The sequence below is a fragment of the Botrimarina mediterranea genome (assembly GCF_007753265.1).
Taxonomy (GTDB): domain Bacteria; phylum Planctomycetota; class Planctomycetia; order Pirellulales; family Lacipirellulaceae; genus Botrimarina; species Botrimarina mediterranea.
Genome location: NZ_CP036349.1, coordinates 3617883 through 3632633 on the forward strand (window position 1 = coordinate 3617883; position 14751 = coordinate 3632633).

The window sequence follows — 14751 nt, forward strand, 5'->3', positions numbered from 1 at the left end:
TCGTACGGCACAGTGGCACTCTAAAGCGGCGTCCCCGATGAGGATTGTTGCCGCGGTGATTCTCATGCTAGCTCTTCAACCGATCGATTCGTCCGCACAATCGTTCATTGAACTAGGCAGAACAACCTACGGCGGTAACGACTACTTGCTCGTGGGACTCCAGCCGACCACGGGGTCCGAAGTTGGGACGATGAATCCGTTCGAGGCCCAAGACGCCGCCGACTTCTTTGGCGGGTGGCTGATGACCGTCAGCAGCCGCGAGGAGGAAGTCACCGTCGTCGAAGGGTTGCGAGACTTTCAACCCACTGCTCCGGACTCGTACTCCAACCTGTGGATCGGGTTCACCGACCGTGATGACTTCGGGACGACCGAAGGGAACTTCGTCTGGCAGAACGGCGAGCCGGTGGTTTACACGAACTGGGCTCCCGGTGAGCCGAACGACGCGGGCGCTACTGGCGAAGATTGGGGTGAGATCTGGACGATTAACCCTGCCGACGTTGCGGAACCCGACTACATCAGCTGGAACGACGAACGTGATACTAAAACGAACTTCGCCATCGTCGAGATGATCGGCGTCCCGCCGCCGCTAGTGATTGAGGTCAATCCGATCACCGGGATCGCGTACTTCGCATCAACCTTTGCCGGCGAAGACATCCTCTCGGTCACGCTTACGGACTATCAAGTCCGTCCCGACGGCGTCCCGTTCAATGTCGCCGACTGGCAAGCGACCAACCTGTCCGCCCGCGGTGTCGATGCGATGGACCCAGCCGCCTCAGGCCAGCGGTGGGAAGTGATCGACAACTCGCTTGGCCAGTTGATCGAATCGTACCTTCTCGGTGGATCGGAGATGGTCCCTGGTGAGCGGATGATGCTCGGAAAGCTCTTCCCGAATGGGGTAAGCGAGGAGGTATCGGCCGACTTGACTTACGCCGTCAACATCGACTACGCCGATCCCGAACGCGCCGACAGCCAGGCGGTGATCTATGGCGACCTCGTGCAGGTGCCGATCGTTCTCGTCGATCCCGACTACAACGATGACGGCGCCGTCAACGCCGCCGACTACTCGGTCTGGCGCGATTCGAAGGGGAGCACGGGCGCGGGGCTTGCAGCAGACGGCAATGGCGACGGCGTGGTTGACGACTCCGACTACGGCATCTGGGCGGCGAGCTACGGCGCAAGCGCGTCGGCCAGTGACGCCAAGTCGGTTCCAACACCGACAGCTATTTCGCTCGTGTCAATCGTCTCCGTTCTGTCGGCTGGGTGGAGTGGGCGGCGCCACTAGATCGCCATCCTTTCCGACTTCATGGATAGCGGCGCGAGTCCGTCGGGCTGCGGCCGCAGCCCGTACTCGTGGGGCTATTGATACTAGGCTTGGCCTGAAACTCGGACTCGACCTCGATCTTGAGAACGAGACGCAAGAATTGATGTGACGACTGGCGCATTTGCTTGCGGCCAGCATGGCGACCTCATCGGCACGCGTCGGCGCCTTTCTCCTTTACGTCGAGGCTCTTGCTAGTCGCCCTAAGCGCACCCCCCAGGCTTTGTGTTGGGGCGCGCCCTCTTTAAGGAGCCGAGCCAGCCCAGTGCCACTTGTAGACTAGGCACGAAGTCTGACAAACGACGCTGTCTCGCATGCGTTCCATCAAGCAATGCGGTCTCGGCGCGGCATCCAGTGTCCGTGACTGGAATTGAGACTCCTGCGTACATCAACGATATGCAAGACGTCGAGGCTTGTGCTGGATCCAACGCGCCGACAAGTTGACATCCTGGCTTCCTTTTACGCCCCGCCTTCCGTTGGTGCGTGTTTCGATCGAAGTCCTCTTGGTAAGACCGCGAGACAGTCGCGGCTGACGCCAAGATGCATTTGACCCTCTGCGCATCCGCCAGCGCGTTAACCGTCGGTGAATCGCGCTGACGTTGGCTCGTAGCGCAAACTGCGCGGTGCGAAGCGCAGGAGTCAAATATTCCTTCGGCCTTCACGATACTCACACGCGGCGTCGCTAGTCTCTGGCCACACACGAGGGGGCGTCTTCCAGTTCCGTTCTGGGAACGCGGCGTCGCCTCCTGAATTCTTCTGATGTGCTGGTGGCGTTACATCTCCGTTTTCTCACCATTGCCTGGAGACCCGTCTAATGTTGACGCGATGCATGCTTGTGGCGGCTGCTTGTGGATGCAGCCAAGCGTTTGGAACCGTGATCCTGAACGAAGACTTCGAGGGGCTGGCCCTAGGTCCGAACGTCGAAGAGACGCAAGACGACGACCCTCTTTATCCCTTGGGAACCCCCGGTCTGTGGACTGCTACTCCTCCGACCGACTGGACCATCGACAAGAGCGGCGTCCCCGGTTTCGGTGGCACATTCGATGAAGAGAACAACCTCATCCGTGAGAACGACGGCGTTGACGAGTGGGAAGGATGGTCGTTCGCCCGGAAGGACTTCTTTACGGCCGAAGGGCAGTCACGTGAATTCTTCACTCGAGGTCAAGGCACCGTCGCTGTCGCCGACCCCGATGAGTTCGACGACGCAGCCCCCGGCATCCCCGGCGCCGGCGGTCAGTACTACGAGACCAAGATGTCGACTCCGTTTGTCGATTTCACCGGGATCGAGGGGAGCAAGCTGGTAATCGAGTTTGACAGCTCTTTCCGCGGTGAAGGCTCGGGCGACGAAGGTGACGATCACCAGACAGCGGTCCTAACCGCGAGCTTCGGCTTCGGATTCTTGGGCGATGTCGAAGTTTTCCGGTGGGCTCCTAACGAGATCAACCCGGTCACCGGCCTCGCGGACCCCGGTTACCAGCCCGGCATCACATCGGGCGACCCGACCGTGAATCCGTTCCTCGACATGCACGTCTTCGCCGTCGTGGACCTGCCCGCCGGCATTACCGGGTCGGGTCTTGAGAACGTCCAGGTCAACTTTGGCATGGAGACAGCGCGCAACGATTGGTGGTGGGCTGTTGACAACGTCAAGTTGTCGATCGTTCCCGAGCCGGCGTCGTTCGCAATGGTCGCTCTGGGCCTCGCTGGTTTGGCTACCCGCCGTCGTTGATCGCGGCAACTTCTGTTCTGTGGGGCTGGTGCAATCCGTGATGGCGTCCTGCCGCCAGCAATGGCGGCGGGACGCGTCGCGGAGCGCAGCCTCGATCACTGGAATGTCGCAGGCAAGCCAAACCATGAACCGTATTGGAAGCCCGCAGCCGATGGACTACTTCCTGATGAAACGTCTTCGATTAATTCTCGCTGCCCTTCTGGGAGGTTGTTCGCTCGCAGGCGACGTCCAGGCCAAATCAATCGGCATTAATTTCGTCGGCGGCCCTCACGGGGGCGGCGTCAATGGTCGCGACGGATCGCTTGTTACCGGCGTCGCCGGCGTCGTGCCGCAGTCTGGCTGGAACAACGTGGCTCCCTGGTCCGAAGACCGCTCGGCGCCGGGATTGCCTCCTGATGACCCTGATGTCGATGGCTCTGCATTCGACCTTCTCGACGACGCCGGCGGGGTGACGACCGCCGACATCAGTTGGTTCTCCGACAACACCTACTATGCCGACAACGACGCCAACCTCACGAACGAAGACACCCGGTTGATGGATGGCTATATCGACATCGGCGGTAACGCCGAGCGTCGCAAGCTTCAAGTGACTCTTACCGAAGTCCCCTACGAGCGCTACGACCTCTACGTCTACGTGGGTTCCGACGGCGACAACCGCTTGGCTGGCGTCTCGCTGAATAGCGGGCCGCAGACTTTCTTCCTCGCCAACACGGGGCGTGGCTCTTTCCTTGGTCCCGCCGACTACAAGCAGGCCACTGCAATCACTCAAGAGGCAGCGGTCCCGTCCAACTATCTCTATTACCCCAGCCTCGACGTCACCACAGCGGCGATCGAACTGGAAGGAATTGCCGGCAACGCCGGCATCCACGCGATTCAGGTAGTCGATCGCAGCGACCTTTTTCTCCTGGAGATCGACTCGCTGACAGGCGAAGCCTGGATCGTCGGCAAAGGGCTGGACGAGTCCTTGATGTCGGCCTACCAGATTGCGAGTTCGGAGGGTTCGCTGCTGCCAGACCAACTGCGTTCCCTCAGCAGTCAACGGCTCGACGAGGTAGACGGCCCCGCCGACGCCGACACGATTGCCGGCAACTCCGAAGGAGAGCGTTGGGAGGTCTTCGAAGCCTCGGCAACAGCAATAACGGAGGCACGCCTCTTCGGCGCCTCGGCAATTGACGAGACGGTCATCTTGTCACTCGGCAAGATCTACGACACTGCCTTCGGCGTCGATCCGTCGCTGAGCTTCTCGTACGCACTAGCAACCGGTCCCCCACTCAATGGCATCGTGCGATTCATCGAGTCGCCGCTGCCTGGCGATTACGACCGCGACGGAAACGTCGACCAGGACGACTACGAGGTGTGGAGGGCGAGCTACGGCGCCTCTGGCCCCGACCTACTTGCTGACGGAGCGCGTAGCGGCCGCGTCGACGCCGCGGACTACACCGTCTGGCGGGACGCTTACGCGGCCGCGTCGCTAGCCATCCCGACTCCAGAGCCTTCGTCCGTAGTGACGTGCATGATCACCGTCACCGTCGGCGCTTCAATGAGGCGTCGCGATCGACAAGCCCCCATGAGGTTTCAGTGAACACGTCACCCGATGTGCGCTGCGCCTCGTATCCGAGTTTCCCGTTCGACAAGTAACCTCCGGGCGTCGCTTCTACGGCATCCGTGGCCCGTTCGCTAAAGCGTTGTGAATCGATTCGTGCTTAACCGGGCACTGCCCGCCGCTCCCGCGGCCTCCCTTCCCCCCTCTCGACGAACTTCCATGAAGAACAGGACCTTCAGTCTCGTTGTTCTTGCGATGATGTTGCTTACGCCAACGGCGAGTGTCGTCGCCCAGGCGCCGATCCGCATCTTCGCAGAAAACTTCGACACGCTCGCCCTCGACCCTAACCTCGACGAAGGCTACGCAGACCCGACCGCCTTCACGCACACGGCGCCTGCTGGTTGGACGATCGACAACTCCGACCTCAACGCCAACATTCCCGCGGTCGATCCGGTAACGGGCGCGCCGCTGGGCGTCCGTGAGTGGCGTGGCTGGTCGTTCGTTGACCCGACCTTCTGGATCGGCGCCGACAACCAGGGGCGAGATCGCTTCACTCGCGCTACTGGCGTGATCGCTGTCGCGGACCCCGACGAGTTCGACGATCTGAGCGATCCGCTGAACTCCGAGGACGCCGCGGGGGGGGTCTTCTACAAGACGAAGCTCAGCACGCCGTCGATCAGTATCGCGTCGATCCCCGCAAACCAAAACATCTACGTCACGTTCGACAGCAGCTGGCTCGGCGAGACCGGCGACGAAGTTGGCGAGAACCAGACCTCGACCGTCTCCGTCGGCGGCGTGGAACGCCTGCGCTGGGAGGCCAGTCCGTTCCTACTTAACAGTGATTTGACGCGCTCGGAGACAGCCAACCCCAACTACCGGGCGGGCGCTGTGACCGGCGACGCGGCGAATCCTGTTACGGGCGAGAACTACAACGAGCGGATCGTCCTGACGATTCCTCGTTCGGAGATTGCGGGGAACAGCTTCGCGATCGATTTCCAGATGGATAACGCGCTCAACGACTGGTGGTGGGCGATCGACAATATCCAGGTTTTCGCCGGCACCCAGGCGCCTTCCACTGAGTTCGGCCTTAAAGCGGTCGTCAACCGTGACACCGGTGAGCTAACCCTCGTCAACAACTCCGATCAGACAACGGCAATCCGCGGCTACACCGTGACGTCGCAAGAAGGATCGCTCGTGGCGGACGACTACACGCCGCTGGCCGACTCACAGAGCGGTTGGGTTCAGCTGAGCACGGCTTCTTCGAAGACGGACGTCAGCGAGGGCCTTGCCAGCGGAACCTTCAACGTCGCCCCGGGCGCGGAAATCTCACTGGGCGCGGTTTGGCTGCAAAACCCCGATGAGATCGGCGACCTTTCGTTCCAGTACCTCGACCTCGGCGGCGTGCTCGTGAACTCGCCGGTGGAGTTTGTCGGCAACGACGGTTCGGCGTTCCCGTTCGGCGATCTCGACTTCGACGGAGATGTGGATGTCGCCGACTGGACAGAGTTCAAGGCGGATATCCCAAGCACACTCGCGGGTCTCAGCACCCCCGAGCTGTATCGTCAGTCGGACCTGACAGGAGATGGCGTCCACGACCTGCGTGACATCGTCCGCTTCCGTCAAGCCTACGACGCCTTTAACGGCGCGGGCGCGTTCGCCCAGATCGGCACGGTGCCCGAGCCCTCGGCCCTAGCATCCGCTGGAGCCGTGGCAGTCGTCGCAACGTTCATCCGCCGTCGAAAGGAGTCCGTCTGTGGTTAAGATCATTTCGAAACTGCGTACAGGTGCGTCACTTGTTGCATTGCTGATGACTCTGTGTGTCAGTAGCGCTGACGCTGTCGTTCTCATCGATGAGAACTTTGACGGATTGCCGTTCGGTCCGACGGAGGAGCGAGAAGCAACCACCGAACTCGGCATGGGGAACGTCTGGACAAAGACCGCTCCCGTTGGTTGGACGATTGACGACTCGCAAATGCCCGGGACGCTCGGCGGCCCGGACGATGGAACTCGCGAGTACTACGGCTGGAACTTCATGCATGCTGACTTGTTCGTCGCTCCCGGGCAGGACCGCGAGCAGTTCACGCTTGCCACGGGCGGCGTTGCCGTCGCCGACCCCGACGAATGGGACGACGGAGATAACCCCGACGCGCTCTTCAACTCGTTCCTGAAGACACCGACCGTTCAACTCAACGGAGCGCGTGCCCTAAATATCCGCTTCGACTCGAGTTGGAGGCCTGAAGGGTTCGACGACCTCGGCGGGATCAATAACCAAACCGCAACCATCGGCGCGAGCTTTGACGTCGGCGGTGGTCAGGCGACGTTGGAGGCTTTGCGTTGGGACTCGGACCCTGCCGGTCCCTTCTTTAAGAACGACGCCACCAATGAGCAGGTGTCGATCTCTCTGATTGCTCCAGCCGGGGCGACCTCGGTCAGCCTCGATTTCGGGATGACCCAGGCCTACAACGACTGGTGGTGGGCGATCGACAACCTCGTTGTGGAGACGTTCAATCCCGTCGCGCTCGAAGTCGATGTCGCTACTGGAGAAGCTCGAATCATCGGCACACCCGATGCGGCGGTCGAGCGCGAGATGTTCAGCTACCAGATTTCGAGCGCCGCTAGTTCTTTGAACTCGGTCGCTTGGGAAGCGGGCAATCTCGACGCCCAGGGCGTCGGGTCGGGTTCGGGTCCCGGCGACTTCAATCTCGATGGCGTCGTTGACGCCGCCGACTACACCGTCTGGCGGGACGGCGACGCGTCCACCACCGGCCCCGCGGGTTACGCCCTGTGGGCTGCGAACTATGGCGCCGAGTATGGCGGCGCCGGGTCTGATTGGGACACGGTCATCAGCCAGAGCAGTCTGCTGAGCGAAGCCGTTCTGATCGGCTCCGAACTGCTCGACGAGAACTTCTCGGTCTCGCTCGGCAACGCCTTCCTGGTGGGTGGCGTGGAAGACCTGATATTCGAGTATGCCGGCCCCGACGGGACGGTGACAGAAGGCCTCGTGGTCTACATCAACCCCGCCGAGTCGAGCGGAATTAGCGTTCCTGAACCAACTACCTGGAGCCTTGGAGTCATCATCATGGGTCTGATTTTCGGCACGAAACGCAGGGGCTTTCAGCGGCCCGCCCGTCAAGCGATCGCTCTCGGCTGCCTCGTCGCACTGAACGTGGCCCCCGCGGCGGAAGCGGCGTACACGCCCGACCGCGACTATCGACTAGGGGAGAACGACACGCTCGCAAACGGCCCGGCAACCATCGGAACGCGGGTCAAGCAGAATGGCGCCGGGGACGCCAACGACTCGGCGGGGGTTCCCAACTCGGCGGGTGGCAATAACGAGGTGATCACCCTCGTGCCAGTCGTCGGCAATGGCCCTATTTACCGCGACTTGAGCAGTGGACCGCTCGCCCGCCCGTTCGCCGGCGCCGGTGAGATAGGTCTTGAGTTCTCAGCGACAGGCGCCGACACGCTGCGTGCTGAGCCGCTGGGCTCGCCTGGCGAGTCAGTTTCGTCTTCGTCGGCGACGTCCAGCATTTACGCGTCTGGCGTCGGCCCCTACGACTACGAGGGCGTCACCAATCGTGGCATGCAGTTCTGGACCCGCCCGTCGCGCGTCAACACCAACCAAGTCATCGTCTACGACACCGACCAGCACGTCGTCGGCATCTCGTCCAATGGTCGGTGGTTCATGCAGTACGACTACGCCCGCGCCCCGGGTCGGACCATCTTTGGCGCTGTCGATGACAAAGTCGTCGATACGTCGGTTCCGGAGAGCTTGGCGCAAGCCAACCAGTGGTACCACGTGATGCTCGTGCGCCCCTACGGCGCCTTCCGCAAGGTTGAAGACCCCGTCGATCCTAGCGATCCGCCAACCTTTGACGGCGACGTCAGCAATGGACCCAACGGCGGCGCTCGGCTCTACATCAACGGCGTCGCTGTAGCGGCTGAAGGGGGCGGCTTTGACACCTCGCTTTCCTACAACTTTGGCACCGGCCAGTTCCGTGGCGACTCGGTCCTCTACGTCGGCGGTTTCGGCCCGACTTCCGCGACCGGGGCGTTCCAAGGCATTCAGCAGCCCTTCCAAGGGATCGTCGATGATCTCGAGATGTTCGTCACGGGGACATCCTTCAACGGCACGGAGTGGGGCAACTTCGATCTCGCCGCCGACAACGGCTTCATCGCCAACACGCTGGCTGGGAAGGGCGCTGCGGACCTCAATCTCGACGGCTTCGAGGATGTCAACGACGTCAACGCGTTCGTTGCCGGGTGGCTCTCCGAGAACACGGTCAACGGGTTTGTCGTGGGCGACCTCCGCTCGCGCGCCAACGGCGACGTGAACTTCGATGGTCGGGTCGACCTTCTCGATTGGCGTGAAATCAACCTGGCTAGCCCGGCAACGGGAACCATGATCGGCCAAGCCCTCGGCTTCATCACGATCCCCGAACCGACGACGACGGCTCTCTTGGCCTTTGGCGTCATGGGCCTGTTGCCGCGTCAGCGCAAGTAAGCGACTGTTGAATCCCAGGCGGGGCGGCGAGGCCAACAACCCGCCCCGCCTGTTTGCTCAATCGTTTGCGATCCGGCAGTGGACAAGCCGGCGCACCCACCCCACTCAACGGAGCGAATCAGATGCGGAAAGACACCGCAACACGGAATGGCGAACTGAAGCTGGCGGCAGGCTTCACCCTGGTCGAGCTGTTGGTGGTCATTGCAATCATTGGCATCCTTGTCGCGCTCTTGCTGCCCGCCGTCCAGGCCGCGCGCGAATCGGCTCGACGATCGACGTGCAAGAATAACTTGCACCAACTCGGACTGGCGTTCCATATGCACCACGACACCTTCGGCTACCTCCCGCCCGGAGCGGTCACGGCAGAAGGGTCGATGTGGTCTTACTACATCATGCCGTTTATCGAGGAGAGCGGCCTCCAGCAGACGATGTCCATCGGCGAGAACAGCTCGGGCAACTTCCAGTGGGCGTCTCCGCAGCCGTACAGCAATTCAGAGTCGATCTACCAGCAGGACAACTTCAAGAATATCCGGGCGGCGGAGACTCTCGTGCCGGTGTTTCGGTGCCCGTCTCTGGGGCTTCCCGAGGCGATTCACGACGTTTCGTTTGACGGTTGGCACGTGATGGCCCGGGTGCCAGGGTCGTATCTGGGAAGCGCGTCGGGCATCGTGCAGAACGCCCACCTCGCCCTCGCCCCGGCACCCGGCGGCCCGTCGGGTGATCACCGCATGGCAGGCCTTGACGGAGTCCTCTACTCCTTCAGCAAGACGAAGTTCTCCAAAGTCACCGACGGTCTGTCGAAGACGTTGCTAGTCGGCGAAGGGTACTTCGATGTCAACGCCGCGACGGCCAAAGCCGAGCAGCAAGAGCCGGAAGGGGGCAACTGGAAAGACATCTGGTACTTCGGCAGCGACGACTTCGACACCTCGCGCGGCGGTCGCGAAGGCCAGGACCTTACCGAGGCTCTCGGCTCGACGGCGGTGGCGATCAATTTCCAAAACCAGTTCATCACGAAGAACCAAGACTACTGTGCGTCGCCGACCACCGACGTGTGTCAACAGGTGCAGCTTTGCTACGGCAGCGCCCACCCCGGCGGCGCTCAGATTCTCCGCTGCGACGCCTCGGTCGATTCCGTCGAGGAGGGCATTGAGGCCGAAGTTTGGCGTGACCTCGCCACCCGCGCCGGTCAAATTCCCGAATCGCTAGGCGGTCGCCGTTGAACGGGCGTTGCGTGCGTTCTCCTGGTTACGGCGTGCGATCCGGTCAACGATCGCAGTACTCCTACAACAATCGGCGATCGGCGCGGCTATCAATGTCCTTGAGTTACAAGACTGGTTTATGGCTTCCGCTCCTGCTAGCACTGCACCCGGGTCTCACGTTTGGGTCGCAGAAGAAAGTCCTCGTCATCGGCATTGACGGGGCAGGGGGTCGTTACGTTGTTGAAGCGAATACGCCGACCCTCGACGCCCTCGCGGCGTCGGGGGGCGCTCGCTACGACTTCCTGAACGAAGGAGCGCTCACCCCCAACCCGCCCAGCGGGTACGGCGCGAGCGGCGTCAACTGGTCGACCATCCTCACCGGAGCTTCGGCCGCCCACCACGGAGTCGTTGACAACAGTTTCAGCGGCTCGAAGTTCGACGAGTACCCGCACTTCTTCGAGCACGCCAAGCAGTTCGACAGCGACTTCTTCACCATCTCGCTAGCGAATTGGTCGCCGATTAACACCGAGATCACGCCAGACCTCTACGCGGACGTCGAGGTCGGCTACGACTCGGGCACGTACGAGCAGCAAGACGTAATGGTTCGGAACGACGCCGTCGCGGCGTTGGCTTCGGCGGACCCGCTTGCGCAGCCCGATGCCATCTTTCTGCACTTTGATCAGGTTGACGGCGCGGGTCATTCTTACTCTTGGGGGAGCTCGCAGCACTTGGCGGCGATCGAGAACGTCGACGCGCTGATTGGCGATATCCTGCAGGCGCTCTACCAGCGTCCTGGTGTGATGGCGCAGGAAGAGGATTGGCTGGTCCTCGTCACCGCCGACCATGGAGCAACCCGAGGTGAGTTCGGTCACTACGCCGCGCAAGGCCTGGAGAACTGGGAGGTCCCGTTCATCATCAGCGGGCCCAGCGTCGAGGCCGGGGTCGCGATGCCGCAAGGCACGCTGCGCGACGTCGCGGCTACGGCGTTGTGGCACCTTGGGGTCGATCCCTTTGTTGCCGGCCTTGACGGGACCGTCCGAGGCCTCGACTACCCCCCAATCGGCGACCTTGACCAAGACGGCGATCTTGATCTCGACGACTGGGCCGCATTCTTGACCCGTATTGATATACCGCTCACGGGAGATCGATTCACTGACTACCTCTTGGGCGATCTCAATCGCGACGGGTCGCGTGGCCTGAGCGACGCGGTGTCCTTCCGCACTCTCTTTGAGCAGGCGAATGGCCTCGCACTCGACGAAGCGCTCCTGAGGGCAGCGCCCGAACCCACGGCGTCCGCGTTGATGATGTTTTCACTCCTGACACTCAGCCTCAACTCCTTCCGTACTCGTGATGATTGAACTCTTAAGGCCTTCCTGCGTCTTGATCATCGCGGCGTTGTTCGCAACGTCTGCCGAAGCACACCAAGGGCCCGACCCGGTCGCGCACTGGAGTTTCAACCCCCGCAATGTCGTTGATGGCGTCGTGAAAGCGTCGCTTGGTCCGGCGATCAAGCTGCCGACTGGCGCGAAGGTCGTCGCCGATGGCCCCGGCCACGCCCTCGACATGACCGGCGATGGTTCCGCGTGGGCGACCTCGGCTCCTGTCGAGTCGAAGGAGTTGCCGCGTGAGTCCCTGACGGTCGCGGCTTGGGTATCGATTGACGAAGCCGAGGCCGAAGGGGGCGTGATCGGCACGGTGGGGTCCGAAGGCCAATCGGGTTGGCGCCTCGGCTACGACGACAAGGCCTTCACCTTCCGCCTCCGCACTGGTGATGGCGAGACCGTTCTCGTCGGTACGAGACCTTATTCCAAAGGGCGGTGGTTCCACGTCGTCGGCGTCTACGACGGCGAGCGGGCCGAGCTCTACGTCAATGGCAAGCTCGACGCTGAGGCCCGCGTCTCGGGCGGCGACCTCCAGTACGGCGACGAGACTCGCTACGTGCTCGGTTCGACCGGTGGGCCGAGCGGCGCCTCGTTGCGTGGGCGGCTGTGGGAGGTAAGCGTCTACGACCTCGCCGCGCGTTCGGAGTGGGTCACGCACGCTTTCGACCACCTGAAGGGTTTGGTGAACTTACAGCGTGACGCCCGCAGCGACGCGCTGACCATGGTCGTCGAGCCCTACCTGCAGTACGGCACCACCGACGGGATGACCGTCATGTGGCAGACAACGCAGCCCGGCACGTCGATCGTCTACTTCGGTGAGACCGATCAATGCGAACAGTCGGTCTCGAGCGACGACGCCGACATCCACGAGGTCCGCATCGAAGGGCTCGAGCCGGCGACGATGTACTTCTATCGCGTCGAGACGACCAACGACGCGGGCCAGAAGGTGGCGAGTGGCGTCTCCACTCTTACCACGGCTGTCCAGCCAGGGACGCCCTTCGCCTACGCCGTCATCAGCGACACGCAGTACAACCCCGTTGTTTCCGGCAAACTAAGCGAGCACGCCTGGGCGCAGCGGCCGAGCTTTGTGCTCCACTCCGGCGACCTTGTCGACACGGGCACCAACGACTCGCACTGGACGCAACACTTCTTCCCCGGCATGCAGCCGCTCATCTCGCGCGTGCCGTTCTATTCGGTGCTCGGGAATCACGAGCAGAACGCCAGCAACTACTACGAGTATGTCTCGGTCCCGGCGCCGGAGTACTACTACGAGTTCCGCTACGGCGACGCCCACTTCTTCATGATCGACACCAACCGCAATGTCGGGCCCGATTCGGAACAGTACCGGTGGCTCGAAGAGAAGCTCGCCAGCTCCGACGCGAAGTGGAAGTTCGCCAGCCATCATCACCCTCCCTACTCGTCGGATGAAGACGACTACGGCAATCTCTGGAAGCAGAACAAGAGCGCCAGAGGCGACCTCCGCGCGCGGCAGCTTTCGCCGCTCTACGAGAAGTACGGCGTCGACATCGTCTGGACCGGGCACATCCACTCCTACGAGCGGACCTGGCCCGTGAAGGAAGAGGCCGCGGTCGCCAAGGACGGGCCCATTTACATGGTGGTCGGCGGCGGCGGCGGGAACCTCGAGTCGCCCGGCCCCTACCGCCCGTTCTTTCAGAACCAGGTCCGCCGCACCCATCACTACGTGATGGTGCACATCAACGGCCCGACGCTCGAACTCCGCTCGTACGACTTGGACGACCACCTCTTCGACACGGTGCGGATCGAGAAGGCGGAGTAAGCAATGAGAACCACCAAGACGCCAGGAGCGCCGGGGTACGCCAAGAAAAGCAAGAGATTTGTCGCATCCTGTCGATCCTGTAAACCCCGTCTAAGAATTTCTTGGCGATCCCTGAGGTTCTTGGCGGTTTCTCGAATTATCTTGCACAAAGCCTGCCCGGTCGTGCATCTTACGGGGTGTCATGGCCGAGATACCCTTCCACGACCGCGTCCAACTCCTCACCGACCAGCTCGGGCTCGCCGGGGTCGAGGTGCTGGGGGGGCTGTTTGACCTCACGGCCCAGCGGCTGGTGCGGCTCGCGGTGGCGATTACCCGAAATCAGTACGACGGCGAGGACGCCGTCCAGGCCGTCATGACGCGGATCGCCGTGCGGCCCGAACCGCTCCGCGCGGCACAGGCGCCGTGGGCGTATCTGCTGCGGATGGTGCGGAACGAGGCCCTGCTCATCGCCCGCAAGAAGAAACGCTGGATCACGACGACGCACTCGATCACCGACCTGGTGACCCGCCGCCGTGTCGATGAGCTTGAGCAAGAGGACACCCACCGGGCGGTGTGGACGGCTCTGCGGTCGCTGCCGGCGGCTCAGGCGGAGGTCGTGGTGCTCAAGACTTGGGAGGGAATGACCTTCGCCCAGATCGCCGAGGTCCTTGAAGAGTCGCCCAATACGGTCGCCAGCCGTTATCAGTACGGTCTGCAGAAGCTTGCCGACCGACTCAAGAAGGCGGCGGCCGAGGCGATGGAAGACCGACCTCTTAACTTGGGGGGTCGGCGATGAGCCCACACAACAGGCTAGACTTTGAGGGACAGGACTTCGACGCCGCTGGCGTCGAGGCGCTTCTCCAAGCGGCCGGCGGCTACGTCGGCCCCTCGGAAGACCTGCGTCCCCGGGTGCTCGAAGAGGCCCGGCGGCTGCGGAGCGGCGAGCGCCGGCGTTGGCGGTCGTTGCTGGCCGGCGGGTCGGCGCTGGCGGCCGCTCTAGTGATCTCGGTACAAGCCTCGACGATGAGCCAATCCCTGTCGGAGGCGACGCCCTCGCACCGTGTCGCCCGCTTCGTCGCCGCTAGCGACGCCACAAGCAAATCGACCGGCGAGGGCTTGTGGGCGCTGGTGGACGCGTTCTTCGCGGTCCGTAGCCAGCAGGCCGACGCCTTCCGTCCGAATAGCGACGCCCCCGCCGAAGAAACTTCCGAAGGCGTTGCACAAATGCCGGCGGCCGACGGCTCGATGTAGTCAGAAGGCGGCCAACGGGACCGCCGATTTGGCGACCCGCACTGGCCCCCA

At 62.5% G+C, this 14751-nt stretch carries 10 protein-coding genes; all 10 read left to right on the top strand.

The window, feature by feature from the left end:
* Positions 1-64: 64 nt before the first annotated feature.
* Positions 65-1282 (top strand): hypothetical protein, encoded by a 1218-nt coding sequence (locus tag Spa11_RS13880; RefSeq protein ID WP_145383037.1) that lies wholly within the window; start codon positions 65-67, stop codon positions 1280-1282.
* A gap of 850 nt (positions 1283-2132) precedes the next feature.
* A complete protein-coding gene (locus Spa11_RS13885) occupies positions 2133-3044 on the top strand; it encodes a PEP-CTERM sorting domain-containing protein (protein WP_145113238.1) in 912 nt (303 codons plus the stop codon).
* A 124-nt stretch (positions 3045-3168) separates the two neighbouring features.
* Entirely contained in the window at positions 3169-4626 is a 1458-nt protein-coding gene (locus tag Spa11_RS13890) for a hypothetical protein (protein ID WP_145113240.1), read from the top strand.
* A 180-nt stretch (positions 4627-4806) separates the two neighbouring features.
* Positions 4807-6348: a hypothetical protein gene (locus tag Spa11_RS13895; protein ID WP_145113241.1), complete on the top strand. Its 1542-nt coding sequence runs from the start codon at positions 4807-4809 to the stop codon at positions 6346-6348.
* The gene (locus Spa11_RS13900; protein ID WP_145113243.1) at positions 6341-9091 is read left to right on the top strand and encodes a LamG domain-containing protein; all 2751 of its coding nucleotides are present in this window, start codon (positions 6341-6343) and stop codon (positions 9089-9091) included. Before Spa11_RS13895 ends, Spa11_RS13900 begins: the two co-directional genes overlap by 8 nt.
* 122 nt (positions 9092-9213) lie before the next feature.
* Complete coding sequence (locus Spa11_RS13905) at positions 9214-10311, top strand: DUF1559 domain-containing protein (RefSeq protein WP_145117012.1); 1098 nt, start codon at positions 9214-9216, stop codon at positions 10309-10311.
* Between the two features lie 92 nt (positions 10312-10403).
* Complete coding sequence (locus tag Spa11_RS13910; RefSeq protein ID WP_145113246.1) at positions 10404-11648, top strand: alkaline phosphatase family protein; 1245 nt, start codon at positions 10404-10406, stop codon at positions 11646-11648.
* Entirely contained in the window at positions 11641-13470 is a 1830-nt protein-coding gene (locus Spa11_RS13915; protein WP_145113248.1) for a LamG-like jellyroll fold domain-containing protein, read from the top strand. The genes Spa11_RS13910 and Spa11_RS13915 overlap by 8 nt, the downstream gene beginning before the upstream one ends.
* Before the next feature lie 181 nt (positions 13471-13651).
* On the top strand, positions 13652-14245 hold the full coding sequence (locus Spa11_RS13920) for an RNA polymerase sigma factor (protein ID WP_145113250.1): 594 nt from the start codon (positions 13652-13654) through the stop codon (positions 14243-14245).
* Entirely contained in the window at positions 14242-14700 is a 459-nt protein-coding gene (locus tag Spa11_RS13925; RefSeq protein ID WP_145113252.1) for a hypothetical protein, read from the top strand. The genes Spa11_RS13920 and Spa11_RS13925 overlap by 4 nt, the downstream gene beginning before the upstream one ends.
* Positions 14701-14751: the final 51 nt, after the last annotated feature.